Consider the following 22,524-nt stretch of genomic DNA (forward strand, 5'->3'; position numbering starts at 1 on the left):
CTCGCAGTAATTTGTCGCAGTAATTAACTCAACAGCTGGAACGCAATCATCCCAACGATGGCACCAACAGTGCCGAGTATGGTTTCCATCATGGTCCAGGTTTTCAGCGTTTCGGCTTCGGTCGCGCCGGTAAATTTACCGAACAACCAGAAACCCGCGTCGTTAACGTGGCTGACAACAATCGAACCACCGGCGATACAAATCGACAGCGCCGCCATTTGCGCACCGGAGTAGTTCAGTTGTTCAATAACCGGCATCACCAGTCCCACCGCCGTTAAACAGGCAACGGTGGCAGAACCCTGAATGATGCGCACTGCAGCTGCCAGCACGAAGCAGGTGATGGCAATCGGCAGGCCCATGCCGGTTAACGCTTCGCCCAGTGCCGGACCTACGCCAGAGTCAACCAGCACCTGTTTGAATACGCCGCCCGCACCAATCACCAGCAGAATGATCCCCGCCGGTTGCAGCGCGTGACCGCAAATTTCCATCACTTTATCTTTCGGCATGCCCTGACGCATTGCCAGGCCATAAATCGCTACCAGACAAGCAACCAGAATCGCGGTAAACGGATGACCAATAAACTCGAACCATTCGTAAGCGGTAGAGCCTTCTGGCACAAAACGCGCGGCAATGGTTTTCAGCCCTACCAGCACCAGCGGCAACAGGATCAGCGACAGGCTGAATCCGAAAGATGGCATTTTGCCTTCGCCGAGATGCGGTTCGCTGATGTCGTCAGGAATATGCAGCTCCACGTAGCGGCTGATGAAATTACCCCACAGCGGCCCGGCAATAATCATTCCCGGAATTGCCGCACACAGGCCAATCAGGATCATCCAGCCAAAGTCGGCGTTCATCTGCGATGCCAGCAGCATTGGCGCTGGTCCAGGCACCAGGAACGCAGCAGCGGCCGCCACGCCTGCAAATAATGGGATTACCAGCTTCACCAGGTTCGTACCGGTGTGGCGCGCCATTGAGAAAGCAACGCTAATCAGCAGAACAATCGCCACTTCAAAGAACAACGGCAGCGCACAGACCAGCCCCGCAAGGCCGATGGCATAATGCGCGCGGCTGTGACCGAAGGATTTGAGCATTTTGACGGCAATCTGATCGACTGCGCCGGTTTCATGTAAGATCTTGCCAAACATGGCTCCCAGGGCGACAACCACCGCCAGGAAGCCGAGGGTGCCTCCCATCCCTTTTTCCATCGTCGCTGCGATTTTATCGAGCGGCATACCGGAAAAAAGGCCAGCCCCCATAGACACCACCATTAAAGCCAGGAAAGCGTGCATACGCGCCTTCATGACTAAAAACAGCAGCAGTAAAACAGACCCTACTGCTGTTAAAACAAGCGTTAATGTAGTCACTACTTATTTGCCTTTTTTAATAACCTCAATGGTGCTTGCCACAACACCTTCCAGCGGTTGATCGATATCTACCACCAGTACATCGGTTTCGTCCGCACCCGGCTCCTGCAGCGTTTCAAACTGCGTCACCAACATTTGGGTTTTAAAGAAATGGCCTTTGCGCGCTTTCAGGCGGCTTTCAATCACATCAAAATCGCCTTTCAGGTAGATGAAAGAGAGATTCGGATTACCCGCGCGTAGCAGGTCACGATAGTGTTTTTTCAGTGCAGAACAGACAATCAGCGACACTTTATTAGTGCGCTGCATAGCAAACGCGGCGTCGTTCAGCGCCTGCAACCACGGTTTGCGATCGTCGTCATTCAGCGGTTCGCCAGACGCCATTTTTTCGATATTGCAGCGCGGATGGAGGAAATCGCCATCAAGAAACGCGGCATGAAGTTGATGCGCCACTTCACTGGCGACCGCAGATTTGCCGCTGCCCGATACGCCCATCAAGACGTAAATGTGGTGATCATGGTTAGTCGTGCTCAAAGTGGTGCCCCCACAATACAAGAATTAAAAATGTTACGGGTAACTGTTATCGGTAACATTGTCCAGCCGGACAATATCAGAAGCAATATCCATCCGTGCCTTAAGTGTATAAGTGTGAGCTACTTCAAATTTGTGGGCTTAAATAGATCCGCCCGGTGACAAGGTGAAACCTAAATCTAACATTTTCGGTGTCACAGATTCGCCACGAATACGCGCCAGCAGGCGTTCAGCGCCAATACTGCCCATCCGCTCACGCGGCGTCAGTACGCTCGCCAACCGAGGTTCCATCACCTGACCAATGTCATGACCATGGAAACCGGCAATCGCCATATCGTCAGGAACTTTCAACCCCAGACGCTGGCATTCAAACGCCGCGCCGACCGCCAGGTCATCATTAGTACAGAACACGCCATCCAGCTGCGGATATTCCCGCCTCGCCTGGCGAATCAATTCAATACCGGAAGAGTAAGAAGAAGATTGCTCAACCATCACGCTATATGGCACCAGGCCTGCATCCAGCATCGCCTGTTCGTATCCCTTCTGTTTGATGATAGTACGTTCGTCGAGACGTGCGCCGAGATAGGCAATGTGGCGATGCCCGCGAGCAATAATGGCGGTGGTCATCTGGCGTGCCGCTTCAAAGTTATCAAAACCGACGGCAATATCGAGGCACGGCGACTTGCTGTCCATCAGTTCCACCACTGGAATCCCCGCCACTTCAATCATCTTTAAGGTGCGCGGCGTGTGCGTACGTTCAGTGAGGATCAGGCCGTCGATATTCCAGGAGAGCATGGATTCGAGGCGTTCTTGCTCCATTTCCGGTTTATAACCGTAGTGGGCCAGCATGGTCTGATAACCGTGCGCGTCGGTGACGCTTTCGATTCCGCGTAATACTTCCGCAAAAACCTGGTTGGTGAGAGAAGGTAACAGGACGCCAATCGCCCGGCTGGTGGCGTTAGAGAGGATATCGGGTGCGCGATTGGGAATATAACCCAGTTCATCAAGAGCGGCGGCAATCTTGCCGCGTAGAGCGACGGAAACCTGCTCCGGGTTGCGTAAAAAACGGCTGACCGTCATTTTGGTCACGCCTACACGGTCAGCCACATCCTGAAGTACGGGTCTTTTCTTTTTCATCGTCCTGAAGGTACAAAAGAGATAGATTCTTTTAGTTTAACACGGACGCCTCAGAACCTTCCCGGGGAAAACAGTGCTTGTTTACAATTATTAGATATACACTAAATCAATTGCATCGCATTGTGCTAACGACGCGGCAAAACCCCGGTCGCGTACATCAGCACGCGACCGGAGCGAGCGAGGAAGCCTGCAAAAAGGCAGGCTTCAAAGATGCCGTTGAGTTTTAAACCGGCGGCAGATCGAACAGTAACACTTCGCTGTCGCTATCCGCATGAATGGAGATTGCCTGCTCATCCCAGATTGCCAGACCATCGCTGGTCGAGGCTTTCACGCCGTTAATGGTGACATTGCCTTTCACCACCTGGATCCAGACGCGGCGTTCAGCGGCAATCTGATGCACCGACTGCTCATCTTTCAGCAATGCCCAACGATACAGTTCCATATCCTGATGCACTTTCAGCGAACCATCTCGCGCATCCGGCGAGAGCACCAGCTGTTTGCCCTGTACGGCATCGAAGCGACGCTGTTCATAACGCGGCGTAATGCCGTTTTCTTCAGGCATGATCCAGATCTGATACAGATGCAGACGCTCGGTGCTGCTTGGGTTGTACTCAGAGTGACGGATACCCGTACCCGCACTCATAATCTGGAACTCACCCGCCGGAACCTGCTCTTTATTGCCCATGCTGTCCTGGTGCTCAACAGTACCTTCCAGCACGTAGGTCAAAATTTCCATATCTTTATGCGGGTGAGTGCCAAAGCCCTGCCCTGCTTCAATCACGTCGTCGTTAATCACGCGCAGCGCGGAGAAGCCCATAAAGTTCGGATCGTAATAGTTGGCAAAAGAGAAAGTATGCCAGGAATCCAGCCAGCCATGATTTGCATGACCACGTTCATTTGCTTTGCGTAAGTAGATCATTTGTATTCGCCCCCTGAATGTTTTCGATGGGCTTAGTGTGGACCCGATCTGCCTGGGATGATAGAGGGTGAAAATTGACCCCTCTGTTCAAAAAAATTGAACTATTCGAGGGGCCATCAAACTTACTTCGCGAGAGTCACTGTGGAGGGAGAGGCTTGCTCAAAACCGCGTTCAAGGATTTCCAAATTGGTAAGAACTTCAGATTCCTTGACGTAATTTGGCGCACCGTTGGTGATGGTTTGATACAACGCATCATAAACGCGCCCGTAATCGCCCACCTCCGGCTTCATCTCTTCTCTGACCGTCACACCCTCGTCATTGACATACTCCAGCACACCGACCGAATCATCCGCTGCGAATCCCGGTTCGCCCGGCATAATATTAGCCTTCAGGCTGGTTTCCTGCTGGTCGATACCGTATTTAATAAACGAACCTTTCTTACCGTGAACGATAAATTTCGGATAATCGATTTTCACCAGATGGCTGGTTTTGACGATGGCTTTTAGATCGCCATAAAACAGCTGCGCTTCAAAGGTGTCGTCCGGATTGGCTTTATTACGCAGGCTGCGGATGTCATAAGCGACGTGATCCGGGCGACCGAACAGAGAAATAATCTGGTCCATCGTATGCACACCAAGGCCATAGAACGCGCCATCCTGCGGCAGCCCAGGTTTGGTTTCTGCCACCGGGCGGTAATAGTCAAAATGGCTTTCCACTTCGACAATCTCTCCCAGCTTGCCGCTTTCAATCGCTTTTTTCGCTGTCAGGAAACAGGAATCAAAGCGACGATTCTGATACGGCGTAACGATCAGCCCTTTGCTTTTCGCCAGTGCAAACAGCTCTTTCGCCTGCGCAATTGTCGGAGTGAACGGTTTTTCGACCAGCACATTTTTCCCGGCTTCCAGCGCGCGCTTCGCGTACTCGAAGTGGCTGTCCGCGTGGGTGCAGACGACAACCAGCTTAACATCGGGATCGTTTAGCACTTCGTCGAGATCGCTGGTGAAATGGATATGGGAATAAATGGGGGCCTGTTCTTCCGGCTTCGCATGGCGGCGAAAAATATGCGCGACATGCCAGCTATCCTTGCGGTTAAGTACATACGGCAGATGGTAACGGGTGGTGCTTTTGCCGAAGCCAATAAAGGCGCAGTTAATGACCATGATTTCGTCCTTTTTAAGGTGGTTATTTACACCTTAGCGCAAAGCGGACGTGGTTCCTACTGGAGTGCGCATAACGAACACAAGCACTTCCCGAGGATAAATTGAGAACGAAAGGTCAAAAAAAAGCCAGCACCCGGCTGGCTAAGTAATACTGGAAGCAATGTGAGCAATGTCGTGCTTTCAGGTTCTCCGCGAGGGTCTTCCTGATCGCGAGACAATAATAATCATTCTCATTCGCACTTGTCCAACACTTTTTGCAAAAAAATGCATTTGACTCGCATTTGAAAGTCAATGATGTTGAAAGGGACATTTACCCCAAAGAGGACAAAGGAATGAGTGAGATAGTAATACGCCACGCAGAAACACGCGATTACGAGGCCATCAGGCAGATTCACGCCCAGCCGGAGGTGTATTACAACACGCTACAGGTGCCTCATCCTTCAGAACAAATGTGGCTGGAACGACTCACCGCTCGCCCCGGCATCAAGCAGTTAGTCGCCTGTATTGATGGAATCGTCGTAGGCCATCTCACCATTGACGTGCAACAACGCCCACACCGCAGTCATGTTGCCGACTTTGGTATCTGTGTCGACTCCCGTTGGAAGAACCGCGGCGTCGCCAGCGCCCTGATGCGAGAGATGATTGAAATGTGCGACAACTGGTTGCGGGTAGATCGTATTGAGCTAACGGTGTTCGTCGATAACGCGCCAGCAATTAAGGTCTATAAAAAATTTGGCTTTGAGATTGAAGGGACTGGCAAGAAGTACGCGCTGCGTAATGGTGAATATGTCGATGCGTATTATATGGCGCGGGTGAAATAGAGAATTTGCAATCTACGTTTGTCATTTAAGCCCTCACCTACCGGGAGAGGGCTTAAGATATTAATACCCCGCAGTTAAATCATCCACCGAGCGTGGGTCGGATGCACCGTACAGCTCACCGTCCGGCCCAACCATAATGCTTTGTGTACTGCCCATCGCCTCTTTCAGCGCCACTTTCTGACCTTTTGCTTCCAGCAGCTTGATCGTATCCGGGCTAAACCCTTTTTCGACACGCAGCTCGTCCGGCAACCACTGATGGTGGAAACGCGGCGCATTGGTCGCTTCGGCGACGTTCATTCCATAATCGATGCTATTCACCACCATTTGCAGCACAGTGGTGATAATCCGGCTACCGCCTGGGCTTCCGGTGACCAGCCAGGTTTTACCATCCTTGACCACAATGGTTGGTGACATCGACGACAGCGGGCGTTTATTCGGCCCGACGGCGTTGGCATCGCCGCCCACCAGCCCGTAAACGTTCGGTACGCCCGGTTTGGCGGAGAAATCATCCATCTGGTTATTAAGCAGAATACCGCTCTCGCCCGCGACAATGCCCGTACCGAAGGTGGTGTTCAGCGTATAGGTCACCGCCACCGCGTTACCGTCTTTATCCACCACTGAGTAATGGGTAGTTTGATTACTCTCATAAGGCGCAAGCTTGCCGGGGCGAATTTCGCTGGATGGCTTCGCTTTATTGATATCGATTTGATCGGCAATAGATTTGGCATAGGCTTTATTGGTCAGCGCCTGCCACGGTACTTTGACAAAATCCGGATCGCCAAGATATTCCGAGCGGTCGGCGTAGGCGTATTTCTCAGCTTCTGCCATGATTTGCATCGCGTCGGCACTGCCAAAGCCATATTTCTTCATATCGAAGTTTTCCAGGATATTGAGGATCTGCACGATATGAATCCCACCGGAAGATGGCGGTGGCATCGAGTAAACCTGATACCCGCGATATTCGCCGCTAATCGGTGTACGTTCGACCGCTTTATACGCCGCTAAATCTTCTTTAGTGATCAAGCCACCGTTTTTCTGCATCTCCTGGGCAATCTGTTCCGCTATCGTGCCTTTGTAGAATTCGTCCGGGCCGTTTTCGGCAATCATCTCCAGGCTCTTTGCCAGGTTCGCCTGCACCAGCTTGTCACCCTTTTTCAGCGGCGCGCCCTCTTTCCAGAAGATAGCCTTGCTGTTTTCGTGATTCGGCAATACTTCGCTACCGTAGGTTTTGAGATCGTCAGCCAACGCGTCGTTAACGATAAAACCATCGCGTGCCAGTTTAAACGCCGGTTGCACCACTTTGTTCAACGGCATGGTGCCGTACTTCTCCAACGCCAGCGAGAAACCTGCTACCGTACCGGGCGTACCAGAAGCCAGATGCGAAGTGAGTGATTTTTTGCTGTCCGGGTTGCCCTGATCATCAAGGAACATATCGCGGGTCGCTTTGGCGGGTGCCATTTCGCGGAAATCGATAGCGGTGGTATTGCCATTTTTCGAGCGGATCAGCATAAAACCACCACCGCCCAAATTTCCTGCCTGCGGATGCGTTACCGCCAGCGCGTAGCCCACTGCCACGGCAGCATCAACGGCATTCCCGCCCTCCTTTAGAATATCTACCCCCACTTGGGTGGCAGTGGCATCGACAGACGCCACCATCCCCTGTTTCGCGCGTACCGGATGAAAGACATCTTCCTCCACGCCGTAAGAAACAGGAGACGGCGCAGGTGGCGCGGCTACCGTACTAAAACAACTTCCTGTGAACAGAGCAGCAATGGCCACCCGGCGTAAAAACGTCGGTTTTATCATCGTTATTCTCCAGAGATTAAGGGGCAACCCCAGCTAAGCCTGGTATATAACTCTGAATTAATCCTGATGATTGCAGGAAAGGAGTAAACTTAAAGAATATCTTCAGAGGAGGATACGCGATGAAACGACTTCTGATTCTAACGGCACTCCTGCCGTTTGTCGGCTTTGCACAGCCCATTAATACTCTGAACAACCCTAACCAGCCGGGGTATCAGATCCCCAGTCAGCAGCGGATGCAAACCCAAATGCAAACGCAGCAAATCCAGCAAAAAGGGATGCTGAATCAGCAACTGAAAACGCAAACTCAGTTGCAACAACAGCATTTAGAAAACCAGATAAACAATAATTCTCAGCGGGTGTTGCAGTCACAGCCGGGGGAGCGAAATCCCGCCCGGCAGCAAATGCTGCCCAACACCAATGGCGGGATGTTAAACAGCAACCGTAATCCGGATAGTTCGTTGAATCAGCAGCATATGTTGCCGGAGAGGAGAAACGGCGACATGCTGAATCAACCCGGCACGCCGCAGCCTGATATACCGTTGAAAACTATTGGGCCGTAAAGTTCGGACCAATCACATCAATCGCATCGGTACAGATGCAATCCACGCCCCAGCGCAGCAACTCTGCCGCGCGCTGGGGTTTATTGACGGTATAAACCAGAATCCGTAATCCGGCGTCTTTCAACTGCATCACTCGCGCTTTATCGAGCAACTTATGATTGAGATGAATAGAGACGCAGCCCAGTCGCGCGGTCAATTCTCGCCAGTCGTCGCGCCACTCATCAAGCAATAAACCGCGCGGCAGTTCTGGTACTGCTTGTTGCGCGGCGTCTAAAGCATCAATCTCAAACGATGACAGCAGCGGCGGCGTCATTCCGGCCCACAGTTCGCGTGCCGCCAGCGCCACCATTTTGCCCGTTAATGGCCCGGTGCCAGTGGTGGGTTTGATTTCGATATTCGCCATCATCCCGTGTTTGCGACAACGTTCCGCCACCTGCGAAAGCAACGGCAGTGGCTCACCTTTAAACGCTTTGCTGTACCAACTGCCTGCATCCACGCGCAGTAAATCCTGCCAGTTCAGATCGCCCGCGACGCCCCAGCCGTTGCTGGTGCGTTCAAGATTGTCGTCATGGAGCAGGAAGATCTCGCCATCTTTCGATAACTTCGCGTCAAATTCGATCATCTTATGACCGTATTTTGCCCCGACGTCGATTGCTGCCAGGGTGTTCTCCGGGGCCAGTTTACCGCCGCCACGATGGGCGACGATGCGGGGATAAGGCCAGTTACTCATACTCGTTGTCCTGTTTCACCATCAAAAAGATGTAGCTGATTTTCCGGCAGATGCAGCCACAGCGTGCTGCCTGCCGTCGGGCGCTCCTGATGTGCCAGTCGCACCACCAGCTTCTGTTCGCCCCAGCGTCCGTGCGCCAGGTTATCTGCGCCGAGGATCTCCAGCGTGTCCATCACCAGCGGCACACCACCTTCTGCCTGCGAGCTTAGCGCTATATGTTCCGGGCGAATGCCGAGGGTCATTTTACGCCCGGCATACTGACGGTAGCCACCGTTTAGCGGCAGCGTAATACCACCATCCAGTTCGAAATGCGTACCTTCGTTATTCACGCGGCCAGCCAGTAGGTTCATCGCCGGGCTGCCGATAAAACTCGCTACAAACAGGCTGGCGGGCTTTTCGTAGACTTCCACTGGCGTGCCAATCTGTTCGGCAACGCCGCCGTTCATCACCATTACTCGCTGGGCGAGCGTCATCGCCTCAACCTGATCGTGGGTAACGTAGAGTGAAGTCGTTTTCAGGCGACGGTGCAGCTGTTGCAGTTCAAGACGCATCTGCACACGCAGCTTGGCATCGAGGTTAGAGAGCGGCTCATCAAACAGGAACACTGCCGGCTCACGCACAATCGCACGCCCCATCGCCACACGCTGACGCTGACCGCCAGATAGCTCACGCGGGCGGCGCTTAAGCAGGCCGTCCAGCTCCAGAATGCGCGCCGCTTCTTTAACACGTTCGGCAATTTGTTGCTTGCCCATGCCGCGAATTTTCAGCCCCCACGCCATGTTCTCCTCTACGCTCATATGCGGATAGAGCGCGTAGTTCTGGAACACCATCGCAATTCCGCGATCTTTCGGCTCCATTTCGGTGACACGCTTGCGGTCGATCCAGATATCGCCCGTCGTTACCCGCTCCAGTCCGGCCACCATTCGCAATAACGTCGATTTCCCGCAGCCAGACGGCCCGACCATCACGATAAATTCGCCATCCGCCACATCAAGGGTCAGCGGTTTAATGACCTGGGTTTTGCCATCCCAGCTTTTGGTTACTGCCTGTAATTTCAGTCCTGCCATCTTATTTCTCACTATCGACCAGGCCGCGCACGAAGGCACGCTGCATCACTAAAACAATCACTACTGGTGGGATCAGGGTTAACAACATCGCCGCCATCACCGAGTTCCATTCCGTGGTGCCTTCGCCTGTGGCGATCATCCCTTTAATCCCTGCTACGGTGGTGCCGAGATCCACATCGGTAATAATCAACAACGGCCACAAATACTGGTTCCAGCCGTAAATAAAGGTGATCACAAACAGCGCCGCCAGATTAGTTTTGGACAGCGGAAAAACGATGTCGCAAAAGAAACGCATTGGTGACGCACCGTCGATCCGCGCCGCTTCCACCAGCTCATCCGGCAGCGTCATAAAGAACTGGCGGAACAGGAAGGTCGCGGTCGCCGAGGCCATCAGCGGCAGCGTTAAACCTGCGTAGCTGTCGAGCATTTTCAGGTTAGCGATGACTTCCACCGTCGGGAAGATACGCACTTCAACCGGCAGCATCAGGGTGATAAAAATCATCCAGAAGAAGAGGTTACGTAGCGGAAAACGAAACCAGACAATGGCAAATGCCGAGAGCATCGAGACGGTAATTTTGCCGAGCGTAATGCTGAACGCCATCACGAAGCTGTTAAGCAACATCCGCCAGAACGGCGCACTATTCGTGCCTACCCCGTTTACCCAGATGTTGTGGATGTTTTCCAGCAGATGTGTGCCGGGGATTAGCGTCATCGGCGCGGCATAGACTTCTTGTTTATCCAGTGTCGCCGCGACAAACGCCACGTACAGCGGGAAGAGGATCACCGCGATCCCGAGGATCAGCATGGTATGGCTGAATATTGTCAGCCACGGACGGTTCTCAATCATTGGTAACGTACCTTGCTTTCAACATAGCGGAACTGCACCACCGTCAGCACGATGACGAGGAACATCAACACCACCGACTGCGCGGCAGACGAAGCCAAATCCAGTCCGGTAAAGCCTTCACGGTAGATCTTATAAATCAGCGTCGTGGTGGCCTGTACTGGCCCGCCGGACGTGGCGGCGTCGATCACCGGGAAGGTGTCGAAGAAGGCATACACCAGGTTCACCACCAGCAGGAAGAAACTCACCGGAGCGATAAGCGGCAGCGCAATCTTAAAGAAGCGGCGAATCGGGCCAGCCCCATCAATGGCTGCGGCTTCGATCAACGAACGGGGGATGGATTGCAGCGCGGCATAGAAGAACAGAAAGTTGTAGCTGATTTGCTTCCACACTGAGGCAAACACCACCAGGAACATCGCCTGACCGCTGTTTTGCGCGTGGTTCCAGTCGTAGCCGAACTCAGCGAGAAAATGGGTGATCAGCCCGCGACCGGGGTTAAACAGGAAGATCCATAATACGGCGGCAACGGCGGGAGCCACGGCATACGGCAGCAGCATTAAGGTTTGATAGAAACGGCTGCCGCGCACGATGTACTCCACCAACGCCGCGAAGAACAGTGACACCAGCAAACCGCTGACGGTGACAAAGGTGCTGAATTTTATCGTCGTCCAGAAGGCGTCGAGATAGTAGCTGTCGTGAAACAGCGTGACGAAGTTATCCAGGCCGACAAACTGGCTGGAGAAACCAAATGGATCGACACTTTGCAGCGAGTACCACAACGCTTCGCCCGCAGGCCAGATAAAAAAGATAACGGTGATGATGAGCTGCGGCGCGACCAGCAGATAAGGCAGCCAGCGCGAGCGGAACACCGGACGGGATGATGACATTACAGTTAATTCCTGAACTGTGCCGGATGCGCTTCGCTTATCCGGCCTACACGCGATGCCAGGTCAGATAAGCGAAACGCATCCGACATTACACTGATTAAGACTTCGTCGATTTCTCAAAGCGGCGCAGTAACTGGTTCCCACGCTCAACGGCAGTATCCAGCGCCTGCTGTGGTGTCTTCTTACCGGTCCACACGCTCTCCAGCTCTTCATCCACAATCACGCGGATCTGCGGCATGTTGCCCAGACGCAAACCTTTGGTGAACGGCAACGGTGGCTTGTTCAGCATCTGACGCGTGGCAATATCCGCTCCTGGGTTTTTCTCGTAAAAGCCCTGCTCACGGGTCAGGTCATACGCCGCTTTAGTGATTGGCAGATAGCCGGTTTTCTGATGCCACTCGGCAGCGTTTTCTGGCTTTGCGAGGAAGTCGAGGAACTTCGCCACGCCGGTGTAGGTTTCTTTATCTTTACCCTGCATTACCCATAGACTGGCTCCGCCGATAATGGCGTTTTGCGGCGCGTCTTTCGCATCGGCATCGTAAGGCATCATGCCTACGCCATAGTTAAATTTGGCGTACTCGCGAATGTTGGCAAGAGAACCGGAAGAGGCGGTCGTCATCGCGCAATCACCGTTATAGAACTTCTCGGTGGATTCATCCTTACGCCCGACGTAGCTGAAATCGCCCTTCTTGTTCATCTCTTCGAGCATAGCGATGTGTTTCACCTGCTCCGGCTTGTTGAACTCCAGCACCGCGTCTGTGCCGTCAAAGCCGTTGTTTTTGCTGGCAAACGGCAGACCGTTCCAGGCGCTAAAGTTTTCCAGTTGGATCCAGCCCTGCCAGCCGCTGGCGTAGCCGCACTTCATACCGGAGGCTTTCAGTTTCGCGGCATAGTCCGCCAGATCCTGCCAGGTTTTCGGCGGCTGTTCCGGGTCTAAACCGGCTTTCTTGAAGGCGTCTTTGTTGTAATAGAGAACGGGAGTCGAGCTGTTGAACGGCTGGGAGAGTAAGTGCCCAGTTTTGCTGTCGGAGTAGTAGCCTGAAACCGTCGGCACAAACTGCGACTCATCGAACTGAATCCCCGCCTCTTTAAACACGTCATATACCGGTTTAATGGCTTTCGACGCCATCATGGTGGCGGTGCCAACTTCATAAACCTGCAAAATAGCCGGAGCGTTGCCGGTACGAAATGCGGCAATCCCCGCGCTTAAATTCTGTTCGTAGTTGCCTTTATAGGTCGGTACAATTTTGTAATCCGGGTTTTCGGCGTTAAAACGTTGGGCCAGAGAATCCACCTCTTTACCCAGTTCCCCTTCCATAGAATGCCAGAACGGAATGGTCGTCGCTGCCTGCGCATTTGCCATTAAAGCCAGTCCGAGCGCCAGTGCTGAAGCTGTATAACGTAACGGTTTCATTGATTATCTCTCTTGTTGTACCGAATGCGCGAATTCACGCGTTTTATGCTCGCGGGGTAACATGACATGCTCGAATTACAGAAAAATAACTATTTTGTTACATTTTTAAGATAGTAAGGTGTCAGAAAGATGACAAGGCGGTGACGGTACGGGTGAGGGAAAATGGGAGATGGGGCACGGATATCCCGAGAATGCACTGAAAAGAGGCGATTAACGGCCAGCTAATCGCCAGAACTCCTTACCATGAAGAGCAAAAATGGCAGCAAATTCTGCGTCCAGTTTTGCTGCCCGATGAGAGCTACATTTTTCAATTTTAACAAAAGATTGCCGCGACACTGGTCTAACGGCAAAGAAGATTTTCATTGCACCACACTCTGCTTCAGCCGTTCATTGGCGGTCTTAATCCATTCCCGGTGGTGTTTTCTATAATGTGGTTTTGAACGTTTAGCCGTATCAACCACAGCAATATACTGCTCGTTGGCTTCACGTAACCGACTCATTTTCGCCAACATTTCCGCATAGTAAATACGCGCCTGCGGGCCGGAGTAATAAGAAATCAACACCTCAAACTCGCTTTCCGCATCAGCGTATTTTTCTTGTGCGGCTAACGCTCTGGCAAATAACAAATGCCCGTCTGCCGACTGAAAATCGGGGTTATAACGCATCACATCTTCCAGCGTCTGCTGACAGGCGGCGAACTCCTGAATGGCAAACTGCGCCTGCGCCAGGCTTAGCATCATTGCCGCTTCATGGACGAATATCCCGCTTAACGCCTGCTGATAATGGGGAACAGCTTCGTGATAACGCCCCAGACACACCAGTTCATTAGCCAACGCATAATGGTTTTGATTCGTCTCGGCAATCGCCAGTTCTTCGGTTAATTTGCGCAGGTGGCGCTCAGGGTTGAGTTTGTCCTGCAGGCGCATCAGCAAAGTATGCCCGTGACGGTCAGCGCCCGTTTCAGGCAACATCACTATGACGAAATACGCCACGCAGCCAATCACCGGAAAACAGAAAATGATAAAAATCCAGTACCGCTCTTGTCCGGTACGGTAAGCGTGAATACAGCAAAGCAGTTCAAGCATGACAACAACGGCATAATGCATGGGAGCAAACCTTTCCGTGGCAAATAAGTGGTCTGGTTTTAATCCTCCCGGTCTGTTGAAACAAGTCTGTATACGGACGAATAACCCGGCAGAACTTAGCTGCCGGGTTATTGATAATTTACCCGCCTAAATACGCACTTCTCACCGCTTCATTCGCCAGTAGTGCATCACCAGTATCGGAGAGCACCACATGACCGTTTTCCAGCACGTAGCCGCGATCAGCGAGCTTCAGCGCCTGGTTGGCGTTCTGCTCGACGAGGAAGATGGTCATCCCCTGCTCGCGCAGTTGTTCGATGGTGTCGAAAATTTGCTGGATGATAATCGGTGCCAGCCCGAGCGATGGCTCATCAAGCAACAACAAACGCGGGTTGCTCATCAGCGCGCGCCCAATCGCCAGCATCTGCTGCTCACCGCCGGACATGGTGCCCGCCCGCTGAACACGGCGTTCATGGAGACGCGGAAACAGTTCATACACCCACTTTATGCGTTCCTGGAACTGGTCGCGTTCGGCAAAAAAGCCGCCCATTGCCAGGTTCTCTTCCACCGTCATCCGCGAGAAAACACGACGCCCTTCCGGAACAATCGCCACCGCTTCGCGCATGATTTTCGCTGTCTGCCAGTCGGTAATGTCTTTATCATCAAACACAATTCGCCCACTGGTGGCGCGCGGATCGCCGCATAACGTGCCGAGCAAGGTGGTTTTCCCCGCCCCGTTCGCGCCAATGAGGGTGACAATCTCGCCCTGATTGATATGCAGGCTCACCTCATGCAGCGCCTGGATTTTGCCGTAGTGGGCGCTGACTTTGTCAAAGGACAACATGACTTTTTCCATCTTATGCCTCACCTAAATAGGCACGGATCACGTCCGGGTTATTACGGATCTGCTCCGGTGTACCGTTTGCCAGCGGCGTCCCCTGATTGACCACGTAAATTCGGTCTGAAATTCCCATCACCAGCTTCATATCGTGTTCAATCAACAAGATAGTGGTGTTGTGATGATTACGCAGTTCGGCAATCAGCTCATCCAGCTCTTTCGTCTCTTTCGGGTTAAGTCCTGCTGCCGGTTCGTCGAGCATTAAAATCTCCGGCTGCGTCACCATGCAGCGGGCGATCTCCAGACGACGCTGGTCGCCATAGGCCAGGTTACTCGCCTGACGGTTGGCGTGTTCCAACAAACCAATGCGCTCAAGCCAGGTAGCGGCGCGGTCGAGCGCTTCGCTCTGGGCGCGACGGAAAGAAGGCGTTTTCAACAGGCCAGAGAACAGCCCGGTTTTCAGTTGCTGATGCTGCGCCACCAGCAGGTTTTCAATTACCGTCATTTCACGGAACAGACGCACATGCTGGAAGGTGCGCACCACGCCCATTCGGGCGATTTGCTGCCCCGGTAAACCTTCCAGATGCTGATCGCGCAGTAAAATGGTGCCGCCGGTGGGTTTATAGAATCCGGTCAGGCAGTTGAAGACCGTGGTTTTTCCGGCACCGTTAGGGCCGATTAACGAGACGATCTCCTGCGGGTACAGTTCAAGATTGACGTTGTTCACCGCCAGCAGGCCGCCGAAGCGCATCATCAAGCCGTTAACAGATAATAATGGCTGACTCATGCCTGCTCTCCTTTCGCTGCGCCGTTCTTCAGCTTGAGTTGCGGGCGCGTCATGGGCAGCAAGCCCTGCGGACGCCAGATCATCATCAGCACCATCAAACCACCAAGCATTAACATGCTGTATTCGTTGAAATCACGCATCAATTCGCGCGACACCACCAGCAAAATTGCCGCCAGAATTACCGCAAATTGCGAGCCCATACCGCCGAGCACCACTATCGCCAGCACAAACGCCGATTCGGCAAAGGTGAAGGATTCCGGGCTGACAAAGCCCTGACGCGCAGCAAACAACGTTCCGGCAAAACCGGCAAACGCAGCGCTGATGGTAAAGGCAGTCAGCTTGATACGACGCGGGCTTAAGCCCAGCGAACGACAAGCGATTTCATCTTCACGCAACGCTTCCCACGCACGCCCCAGCGGCATCCGCAGCAGGCGGTTAATGACAAACAGGCTTAACACCACCAGCAGCAACGCCACCAGGTAGAGGAAGATGACGCGATCGGAGGGATCGTATTTCAGGCCAAAGAAATTGCTGAACGTGTCCCAGCCGCCTTCACGGGCGGTACGGCTGAACTCAAGGCCGAAGAAAGTCGGTTTCGGGATCTGACTGATTCCGTTCGGGCCGCCGGTAATTTCGGTGTTATTGAGCAGCAATATGCGCACGATTTCGCCGAACCCGAGGGTAACGATCGCCAGATAGTCACCGCGCAGACGCAGCACCGGAAAACCGAGCAGGAAGCCCGCCGCCGCCGCCATCAACCCGGCAATCGGCAGACAGGTCCAGAAGCCCAAGCCGTAATAGTGATTGAGCAGCGCAAAAGTGTAAGCGCCGATAGCGTAAAAACCGCCGTATCCCAGCACCAGCAGACCAGAAAGACCTACCACCACGTTCAGCCCGAGACCGAGAATAATGTAGATCATGGTCAGGGTGGCGATATCCACCGTCCCACGTGAAACCATAAACGGCCACGCCACCGCAAGCACCAGCAGCGCCACGAGAAACAGCTTTTGCTTCACCGTGGAGCCATCAATCGCGGGCAGAATAAACTTCGGCCCGGAAACGCTTTTTAGCCCTTTCTGGAAAGCCGGTCGCAAAAGCTGGAAGAAAAAGACCACCGCCGTGCCGATAAACACCCACTGCCAACGGATCTCTGAAGCCGTGTCGACCACCAGTTTGGTGCCATCCAGCTCCAGTTGCACGCCCATAAAGACGCCCGCCAGCACAAAGAACATGGCGGCAGAGAGCAGCGCCATTGCAATATGCATCGGTTTCATACTTTCTCTACCTCCGGGCGACCCAGAATACCGGTCGGCATCACCAGCAACACCAGAATCAGCAGGGCGAATGAGACCACATCTTTATATTCCGTACTCAGATAGGCAGAAGAGAGCGCCTCCGCAATCCCCAGAATCAGGCCGCCAATCATCGCTCCCGGAATGCTGCCAATCCCACCGAGCACCGCAGCGGTAAAGGCTTTCATCCCGGCCATAAAGCCGATGTAGGGGTTAATTACGCCGTAGAACTGACCGAGCAGCACACCCGCCACCGCCGCCATCGCCGCGCCAATCACAAAGGTCAGCGCAATCACCCGGTCGGTGTTGATGCCAAGCAGGCTCGCCATTTTCAGATCTTCCGCGCAGGCACGGCAGGCTCGCCCCATACGGGAATAGCGAATGAAAATCGTCAGCGCCAGCATGGCGAGGAAAGTAACAATCCAGATAACCGCCTGCATGGTAGTAATAGAGGCAGAGAAGTTTTCGCTATGGCCTACCACCCACTGACCGTTAAACAGGCTCGGCAGCGCCACGTCGCGCGAACCTTCGGTCAGGCTGACGTAGTTTTGCAGGAAGATAGACATGCCGATTGCGGAAATAAGCGCAATCAGGCGCTTAGAGTTACGCACCGGGCGATAGGCCACCCGTTCGATACTCCAGCCGTAGGCGCTGGCAATGACGATTGCGCCAACGAATCCCGCCGCCACCAGCAGCCAGCCGGTATCAATTCCCAGCATCATCAGTGCAGCGATGATCATAAAGGAGACGTAGCTGCCAATCATGTAAACCTCGCCGTGGGCGAAGTTGATCATGCCGATAATGCCGTAAACCATGGTGTAGCCGATGGCTATCAGCGCGTAGGTACTGCCCAGCGTGACGCCGTTAAACATCTGCTGCAAGAAATACAAAAACTGCTCAGACATAAGGTAACCTTTCTAAACCCGCCCGTTTTTCACGGGCAGTGGGATGATCACTTGGCTGCCGTGGATGAACCGTCGGCGTGCCACTGGAAGACACCAAAATCAAATCCCTTAAGATCGCCTTTTTCATCCCAGTTCAGCGGCCCAATTACGGTGTTTGCACCGTTAGCTTTTAAATCTTTCACCAGCGCCAGCGGCTCATCGCTGCCGGTACGCTCAAGTGCAGTCGCCAGAGATTGCACCGCCGCGTAAGTGATCCAGACATATGGCCCGGACGGATCTTTCTTGTCTGCTTTCAGCGCATCAACGATGCCCTGATTTGCCGGATCCTGGTCATAGCGTTTTGGCATAGTGACCAACATGCCTTCGGCAGCATCGCCAGCAATATTCGACAACGACGCATTACCCACACCTTCCGGCCCCATAAACTGGGTTTTCAGGCCAACGGAACGGGCCTGGCGCAGCATCTGCCCCATTTCCGGGTAGTAACCGCCGTAGTAAACGAAGTCGATGTTTTCTTTTTTCAGGCGGGCGATCAGCGCGGAGAAATCTTTCTCACCCGCGGTAATACCGTCGAAGAAGACAACGTTGGCGTTAGCCGCTTTCAGCCCGTCCTGCACCGAACGTGCCAGCCCTTCGCCATACTGTTGTTTGTCGTGAATGATGGCGATGCGCTGGGGCTTCACCGTCTCAACAATGTATTTTGCCGCCGTTGGCCCCTGGGAAGAATCCAGCCCGGCAGTACGCATGATGTATTGATAACCGCGTTGGGTCAGCTCCGGGTTGGTCGCCCCCGGCGAGATCATCAAAATACCTTCGTCTTCGTAGATATCTGATGCAGGTTGGGTAGAAGAAGAACACAGATGACCAATAACGTATTTAATGCCGTCGTTAACGATTTTGTTGGCGACCGCAACGGCTTGTTTCGGGTCGCAGGCGTCGTCATATTCCACGCCAACCAGTTTATCGCCCTTAATTCCCCCTTTGGCATTAATGTCTTTAATTGCCTGACGCGCGCCGTTAAATTCCATATCGCCCCACTGGGCAATCGGGCCGGACATCGCGCCGACAACGGCGACTTTAATATCGTCAGCCATAGCGGTGTGTGAAATTGTCAGTGCAATCATCCCTGCGATGATAGTTTTCGCATTCCGTTTCATAGTCAAAAATCCCCATTCGTGATGTTGTGTTGCTTTGTTTTTATGTGTTAACAAATCAGACTGTTCTTTTTTTATACTGCACTGTTTTTACCTGTCTGATTAAGGGTTTAGCGCAGTATTTTGTGATGATAGCGATTAAAATCCCTATTTTTCAGTCGATTAAGAACAGATAATATTCTGAATTTATTGATAGATAAACAGAAAAGAGCGCCGTTGTCAGCATAAAATAACGGTACAAAGGGCAGAATAATTCACTACCATTTAGGGGATTATGCTGGATATTTTTCATTCTCTAATGTTTTAACTTTGTAATTATTGCTGAAAAAAAATTAATCACCTGCCAAAAGAAATAAAAAAGAGAAAGCCTCCGATTAAATTATTTCGCTACACTGGTTCCACTTTTGTGATTTACACGGGTTCCCCATGAAGCTGACCATCATTCGATTAGAAAACTTTAGCGACCAGGACCGGATTGACCTGCAAAAGATCTGGCCGGAATATTCCCCTTCCTCTTTACAGGTTGACGATAACCACCGCATCTACGCCGCGCGTTTTAACGAGCGCCTGCTCGCGGCCGTGCGGGTAACCTTAAGCGGCACTGAGGGGGCACTGGATTCCCTGCGCGTGCGGGAAGTCACCCGCCGTCGCGGTGTGGGGCAATATCTGCTGGAAGAGGTTTTGCGTACCAATCCTGGCGTTTCATGTTGGTGGATGGCGGATGCTGGCGTGGAAGATCGCGGCGTGATGACGGCGTTTATGCGAGCACTGGGATTTACGGCACAACAGGGTGGCTGGGAGAAGCGTTAATCGTCAAGTTTGATTTCACAAGTGATATTGCCTGATGCGCTACGCTTATCAGGCCTACAATGTGTGCTGCAATTTACTGATTTCTTTGAATCTTGTAGGCCGGATAAGGCGTTTACGCCGTATCCGGCATGAAGCAACGTACTCGATATTAGCAATTTGGCGGCAACCCAAAGTTGCCGATTAATGATTACTTCGCATCGGTCGCCGTGCCGTTGGCGTGCCAGTCAAATACGCCGAACTCAAAGCCTTTCAGATCGCCTTTCTCATCCCAGCTAAGCGGCCCCATCACCGTATCAACCGAGTTCGCTTTCAGGTATTTAGCGATCTCCGCCGGATCGTCAGACTGATTCAGCCCCGCTTGCAAAGATTGCAGCGCGGCGTAGGTGGTCCAGACGAACGCGCCGCTTGGGTCCTGTTTTTTCGCTTTGATCGCATCAACAATGGGTTTGTTCGCCGGAACCTGATCGTAGTTCTTCGGCTTGGTCACCAGCAGCCCTTCCGCTGATTCGCCCGCAATGTTAGACAGCGAAACGTTAGCCACACCTTCCGGCCCCATAAACTGAGTTTTCAACCCTGCCGCGCGTGCCTGACGCAGGATTTGCCCCATTTCCGGGTGATAACCACCGTAGTAAACGAAGTCGATATTCTCTTTCTTCAGACGCGCCACCAGGGTTGAGAAATCTTTTTCCCCAGCGGTAATACCATCAAAGAACACCACGTTAGCATTGCCTTTCTTCAGGCCGTCCTGCACCGCACGCGCCAGACCTTCGCCGTACTGCTGTTTGTCGTGAACGATAGCAATGCGTTGCGGTTTCACTTTCTCAAGAATATATTTCGCCGCCGTCGGCCCCTGGTCGGAGTCCAGGCCGGTAGTGCGCAGGATCAGCTGATAGCCACGGGCGGTCAGCTCTGGCGCGGTTGCCGCTGGGGTGATCATTAAAATGCCTTCATCTTCATAGATGTCTGACGCTGGCTGCGTTGATGAAGAACAGAGGTGACCAATCACATATTTAATGCCGTCGTTAACGACTTTGTTCGCCACCGCAACCGCCTGTTTCGGGTCACAGGCATCGTCATATTTCACGATTTGCAGTTTGTTGCCTTTGATACCACCTTTAGCATTGATATCCGCAACCGCCTGCTCAGCACCAGTAAACTCCTGGTCACCGTACTGCGCCACCGGACCGGACATTGCGCCTACGACGGCGACTTTAATATCTTCTGCCAGAGCCATATTGCTGAATGCCAGCGCGATACATCCTGCCAGTAACGCTTTACCCTTTATGTTCATCCTGAGAATCCCCACTCTTCTGGTTATTACGTGTGTTGTGATGTTGTTGTGCAGCACTTTATTTCGTTTTATACGTAGCCACCCGTGCTTTAGCAGCATACTCTGCTAAAACATACCCCATTTTTATGATATTGGAATAGCTATTTTGACAGTTTATTAACAATCTGCGTGGGGATTGGCGTTTTGCCGGAGGGGGAAACTGATTATTGTAGAGGCCCAAAAAACAAAAACCCCGGACTCTCATCCAGGGTTCTCTGCTTAATAGCGGAAATTACGCTTCAATGGCAGCGCGCAATTTTTTCATCGCGTTCTTTTCCAGCTGACGCACACGCTCAGCGGAAACACCGTAACGGTCAGCCAGTTCCTGCAACGTGGACTTGTTGTCTTCGTCCAGCCAGCGCGCGCGGATGATATCCTGGCTACGCTCGTCCAGACCTTGCATCGCGTCGGTCAGACGGTTTGCCGCCTGCTCTTCCCAGTTATCATCTTCGATGCCGTCAGCAAAGTTAGATGATTTATCCTGCAGATAGAGCACCGGAGCCATCGGCTGGCTGTCGGAATCGTCATCGGAAGACAGGTCAAAGGTCATGTCCTGTGCCGCCATACGCGATTCCATCTCACGTACGTCTTTGCTGGTTACGCCCAGTTCACGGGCCACCATTTCGACTTCATCCTGATTAAACCAGCCCAGACGCTGCTTGGTTTTACGCAGGTTGAAGAACAGTTTGCGCTGCGCTTTGGTGGTCGCAACTTTGACGATACGCCAGTTGCGCAGAACGTATTCGTGGATCTCTGCTTTGATCCAGTGAACGGCGAAGGAGACCAGGCGCACACCCACTTCCGGGTTAAAACGGCGCACTGCTTTCATCAGGCCGATGTTACCTTCCTGAATCAAATCCGCCTGTGGCAGGCCATAGCCCGCATAATTACGAGCAATATGAACAACAAACCGCAGGTGAGACAGGATCAGCGTTTTAGCTGCTTCCAGATCGCCATGGTAATGCAGCTTTTCAGCCAGCGCCCGCTCCTCGTCAGCCGACAACATCGGCCACGCGTTAGCTGCCCGGATGTAGGAATCCAGGTTGCCAACTGGGGCTAAAGCTAAACTTTGCATTTTGTCAGTCATTC

The 22,524-nt window shown here is 52.8% G+C and carries 22 protein-coding genes; 3 read left to right on the forward strand and 19 right to left on the reverse strand.

The genetic code is table 11. The features are described 5' to 3' along the window. Positions 1 to 23: 23 nt before the first annotated feature. From gntU to ACJHWR_RS08945, 5 genes are all read right to left on the reverse strand, one after another. Complete coding sequence (gene gntU, locus ACJHWR_RS08925) at positions 24 to 1,364, reverse strand: gluconate transporter (RefSeq protein ID WP_000210111.1); 1,341 nt, start codon at positions 1,362 to 1,364, stop codon at positions 24 to 26. Positions 1,365 to 1,367: 3 nt separating this feature from the next. Next, positions 1,368 to 1,895, reverse strand: a complete 528-nt coding sequence (gene gntK / locus ACJHWR_RS08930; protein ID WP_000108319.1) for a gluconokinase — start codon at positions 1,893 to 1,895, stop codon at positions 1,368 to 1,370. Positions 1,896 to 2,033: 138 nt separating this feature from the next. Beyond that, positions 2,034 to 3,029: a gluconate operon transcriptional repressor GntR gene (gntR, locus tag ACJHWR_RS08935; protein WP_000730252.1), complete on the reverse strand. Its 996-nt coding sequence runs from the start codon at positions 3,027 to 3,029 to the stop codon at positions 2,034 to 2,036. A gap of 223 nt (positions 3,030 to 3,252) precedes the next feature. Next, a complete protein-coding gene (gene yhhW, locus ACJHWR_RS08940; protein ID WP_000639811.1) occupies positions 3,253 to 3,948 on the reverse strand; it encodes a quercetin 2,3-dioxygenase in 696 nt (231 codons plus the stop codon). Between the two features lie 122 nt (positions 3,949 to 4,070). Continuing rightward, the gene (locus ACJHWR_RS08945; RefSeq protein ID WP_000236279.1) at positions 4,071 to 5,108 is read right to left on the reverse strand and encodes an oxidoreductase; all 1,038 of its coding nucleotides are present in this window, start codon (positions 5,106 to 5,108) and stop codon (positions 4,071 to 4,073) included. Positions 5,109 to 5,440: 332 nt separating this feature from the next. Here ACJHWR_RS08945 and yhhY point away from each other — a divergent pair, with 332 nt between their 5' ends. After that, the gene (yhhY, locus tag ACJHWR_RS08950) at positions 5,441 to 5,929 is read left to right on the forward strand and encodes an N-acetyltransferase (protein WP_012311612.1); all 489 of its coding nucleotides are present in this window, start codon (positions 5,441 to 5,443) and stop codon (positions 5,927 to 5,929) included. Positions 5,930 to 5,989: 60 nt separating this feature from the next. Here yhhY and ggt read toward each other — a convergent pair whose 3' ends face one another. Further along, positions 5,990 to 7,735, reverse strand: coding sequence for a gamma-glutamyltransferase (gene ggt, locus ACJHWR_RS08955; protein ID WP_000595068.1), 1,746 nt, complete (start codon positions 7,733 to 7,735; stop codon positions 5,990 to 5,992). Between the two features lie 119 nt (positions 7,736 to 7,854). Here ggt and ACJHWR_RS08960 point away from each other — a divergent pair, with 119 nt between their 5' ends. After that, a complete protein-coding gene (locus tag ACJHWR_RS08960) occupies positions 7,855 to 8,295 on the forward strand; it encodes a DUF2756 family protein (RefSeq protein ID WP_000825994.1) in 441 nt (146 codons plus the stop codon). Here the strand turns inward: ACJHWR_RS08960 and ugpQ are convergent. The 11 genes from ugpQ to livK all read right to left on the reverse strand — a co-directional run bounded on the left by ugpQ (position 8,282) and on the right by livK (position 19,298). Continuing rightward, the gene (ugpQ, locus tag ACJHWR_RS08965) at positions 8,282 to 9,025 is read right to left on the reverse strand and encodes a glycerophosphodiester phosphodiesterase (protein WP_000073570.1); all 744 of its coding nucleotides are present in this window, start codon (positions 9,023 to 9,025) and stop codon (positions 8,282 to 8,284) included. The two genes, ACJHWR_RS08960 and ugpQ, sit on opposite strands and share 14 nt — an antisense overlap. Then, positions 9,022 to 10,092, reverse strand: coding sequence for a sn-glycerol 3-phosphate ABC transporter ATP binding protein UgpC (gene ugpC, locus ACJHWR_RS08970; RefSeq protein ID WP_000907827.1), 1,071 nt, complete (start codon positions 10,090 to 10,092; stop codon positions 9,022 to 9,024). Before ugpC ends, ugpQ begins: the two co-directional genes overlap by 4 nt. 1 nt (position 10,093) lies before the next feature. Next, positions 10,094 to 10,939, reverse strand: a complete 846-nt coding sequence (gene ugpE, locus ACJHWR_RS08975) for a sn-glycerol-3-phosphate ABC transporter permease UgpE (protein ID WP_000572183.1) — start codon at positions 10,937 to 10,939, stop codon at positions 10,094 to 10,096. Continuing rightward, positions 10,936 to 11,823 carry a sn-glycerol-3-phosphate ABC transporter permease UgpA gene (gene ugpA / locus ACJHWR_RS08980; protein ID WP_000099282.1) on the reverse strand — a complete coding sequence of 296 codons (888 nt, stop codon included), beginning with the start codon at positions 11,821 to 11,823 and terminating at the stop codon, positions 10,936 to 10,938. Before ugpA ends, ugpE begins: the two co-directional genes overlap by 4 nt. 97 nt (positions 11,824 to 11,920) lie before the next feature. After that, positions 11,921 to 13,237, reverse strand: coding sequence for a sn-glycerol-3-phosphate ABC transporter substrate-binding protein UgpB (gene ugpB / locus ACJHWR_RS08985; RefSeq protein WP_000803579.1), 1,317 nt, complete (start codon positions 13,235 to 13,237; stop codon positions 11,921 to 11,923). Between the two features lie 359 nt (positions 13,238 to 13,596). After that, entirely contained in the window at positions 13,597 to 14,343 is a 747-nt protein-coding gene (locus tag ACJHWR_RS08990; RefSeq protein WP_000558843.1) for a tetratricopeptide repeat protein, read from the reverse strand. Positions 14,344 to 14,461: 118 nt separating this feature from the next. Further along, a complete protein-coding gene (gene livF, locus ACJHWR_RS08995; RefSeq protein WP_000416895.1) occupies positions 14,462 to 15,175 on the reverse strand; it encodes a high-affinity branched-chain amino acid ABC transporter ATP-binding protein LivF in 714 nt (237 codons plus the stop codon). 1 nt (position 15,176) lies between these two features. Beyond that, positions 15,177 to 15,944, reverse strand: a complete 768-nt coding sequence (gene livG, locus ACJHWR_RS09000) for a high-affinity branched-chain amino acid ABC transporter ATP-binding protein LivG (protein WP_000082101.1) — start codon at positions 15,942 to 15,944, stop codon at positions 15,177 to 15,179. Beyond that, on the reverse strand, positions 15,941 to 17,218 hold the full coding sequence (gene livM / locus ACJHWR_RS09005; protein WP_000803815.1) for a branched chain amino acid ABC transporter permease LivM: 1,278 nt from the start codon (positions 17,216 to 17,218) through the stop codon (positions 15,941 to 15,943). The genes livG and livM overlap by 4 nt, the downstream gene beginning before the upstream one ends. Then, the gene (gene livH, locus ACJHWR_RS09010) at positions 17,215 to 18,141 is read right to left on the reverse strand and encodes a high-affinity branched-chain amino acid ABC transporter permease LivH (RefSeq protein WP_001295097.1); all 927 of its coding nucleotides are present in this window, start codon (positions 18,139 to 18,141) and stop codon (positions 17,215 to 17,217) included. The genes livM and livH overlap by 4 nt, the downstream gene beginning before the upstream one ends. A 47-nt stretch (positions 18,142 to 18,188) precedes the next feature. Continuing rightward, positions 18,189 to 19,298 (reverse strand): high-affinity branched-chain amino acid ABC transporter substrate-binding protein LivK, encoded by a 1,110-nt coding sequence (livK, locus tag ACJHWR_RS09015; protein WP_012311903.1) that lies wholly within the window; start codon positions 19,296 to 19,298, stop codon positions 18,189 to 18,191. Between the two features lie 423 nt (positions 19,299 to 19,721). On the opposite strand from livK, the gene panM reads away from it, so the two are divergent. Further along, positions 19,722 to 20,105, forward strand: coding sequence for an aspartate 1-decarboxylase autocleavage activator PanM (gene panM, locus ACJHWR_RS09020; protein WP_000778801.1), 384 nt, complete (start codon positions 19,722 to 19,724; stop codon positions 20,103 to 20,105). A gap of 187 nt (positions 20,106 to 20,292) precedes the next feature. On the opposite strand, the gene livJ is transcribed toward panM, so the two are convergent. Continuing rightward, positions 20,293 to 21,396: a branched chain amino acid ABC transporter substrate-binding protein LivJ gene (gene livJ / locus ACJHWR_RS09025; protein WP_001021994.1), complete on the reverse strand. Its 1,104-nt coding sequence runs from the start codon at positions 21,394 to 21,396 to the stop codon at positions 20,293 to 20,295. A 271-nt stretch (positions 21,397 to 21,667) separates the two neighbouring features. Continuing rightward, positions 21,668 to 22,522 (reverse strand): RNA polymerase sigma factor RpoH, encoded by an 855-nt coding sequence (gene rpoH / locus ACJHWR_RS09030; protein WP_000130217.1) that lies wholly within the window; start codon positions 22,520 to 22,522, stop codon positions 21,668 to 21,670. Positions 22,523 to 22,524 lie beyond the last annotated feature (2 nt).

The organism is Escherichia sp. WS568, from assembly GCF_046486085.1.
Classification (GTDB): Bacteria; Pseudomonadota; Gammaproteobacteria; order Enterobacterales; family Enterobacteriaceae; genus Escherichia; species Escherichia coli.

What these genes read in the sequence shown, in the direction of transcription:
- livJ (WP_001021994.1), bottom strand. Translation starts at nt 21,396, where the DNA reads ATGAACATAAAGGGTAAAGCGTTACTGGCAGGATGTATCGCGCTGGCA.
- ACJHWR_RS08990 (WP_000558843.1), bottom strand. Translation starts at nt 14,343, where the DNA reads ATGCATTATGCCGTTGTTGTCATGCTTGAACTGCTTTGCTGTATTCAC.
- ACJHWR_RS08945 (WP_000236279.1), bottom strand. Translation starts at nt 5,108, where the DNA reads ATGGTCATTAACTGCGCCTTTATTGGCTTCGGCAAAAGCACCACCCGT.
- ugpC (WP_000907827.1), bottom strand. Translation starts at nt 10,092, where the DNA reads ATGGCAGGACTGAAATTACAGGCAGTAACCAAAAGCTGGGATGGCAAA.
- gntR (WP_000730252.1), bottom strand. Translation starts at nt 3,029, where the DNA reads ATGAAAAAGAAAAGACCCGTACTTCAGGATGTGGCTGACCGTGTAGGC.
- ugpB (WP_000803579.1), bottom strand. Translation starts at nt 13,237, where the DNA reads ATGAAACCGTTACGTTATACAGCTTCAGCACTGGCGCTCGGACTGGCT.
- livK (WP_012311903.1), bottom strand. Translation starts at nt 19,298, where the DNA reads ATGAAACGGAATGCGAAAACTATCATCGCAGGGATGATTGCACTGACA.
- livH (WP_001295097.1), bottom strand. Translation starts at nt 18,141, where the DNA reads ATGTCTGAGCAGTTTTTGTATTTCTTGCAGCAGATGTTTAACGGCGTC.
- yhhY (WP_012311612.1), top strand. Translation starts at nt 5,441, where the DNA reads ATGAGTGAGATAGTAATACGCCACGCAGAAACACGCGATTACGAGGCC.
- ugpE (WP_000572183.1), bottom strand. Translation starts at nt 10,939, where the DNA reads ATGATTGAGAACCGTCCGTGGCTGACAATATTCAGCCATACCATGCTG.
- yhhW (WP_000639811.1), bottom strand. Translation starts at nt 3,948, where the DNA reads ATGATCTACTTACGCAAAGCAAATGAACGTGGTCATGCAAATCATGGC.
- livM (WP_000803815.1), bottom strand. Translation starts at nt 17,218, where the DNA reads ATGAAACCGATGCATATTGCAATGGCGCTGCTCTCTGCCGCCATGTTC.
- ggt (WP_000595068.1), bottom strand. Translation starts at nt 7,735, where the DNA reads ATGATAAAACCGACGTTTTTACGCCGGGTGGCCATTGCTGCTCTGTTC.
- livG (WP_000082101.1), bottom strand. Translation starts at nt 15,944, where the DNA reads ATGAGTCAGCCATTATTATCTGTTAACGGCTTGATGATGCGCTTCGGC.
- panM (WP_000778801.1), top strand. Translation starts at nt 19,722, where the DNA reads ATGAAGCTGACCATCATTCGATTAGAAAACTTTAGCGACCAGGACCGG.
- ACJHWR_RS08960 (WP_000825994.1), top strand. Translation starts at nt 7,855, where the DNA reads ATGAAACGACTTCTGATTCTAACGGCACTCCTGCCGTTTGTCGGCTTT.
- ugpQ (WP_000073570.1), bottom strand. Translation starts at nt 9,025, where the DNA reads ATGAGTAACTGGCCTTATCCCCGCATCGTCGCCCATCGTGGCGGCGGT.
- livF (WP_000416895.1), bottom strand. Translation starts at nt 15,175, where the DNA reads ATGGAAAAAGTCATGTTGTCCTTTGACAAAGTCAGCGCCCACTACGGC.
- rpoH (WP_000130217.1), bottom strand. Translation starts at nt 22,522, where the DNA reads ATGACTGACAAAATGCAAAGTTTAGCTTTAGCCCCAGTTGGCAACCTG.
- ugpA (WP_000099282.1), bottom strand. Translation starts at nt 11,823, where the DNA reads ATGTCATCATCCCGTCCGGTGTTCCGCTCGCGCTGGCTGCCTTATCTG.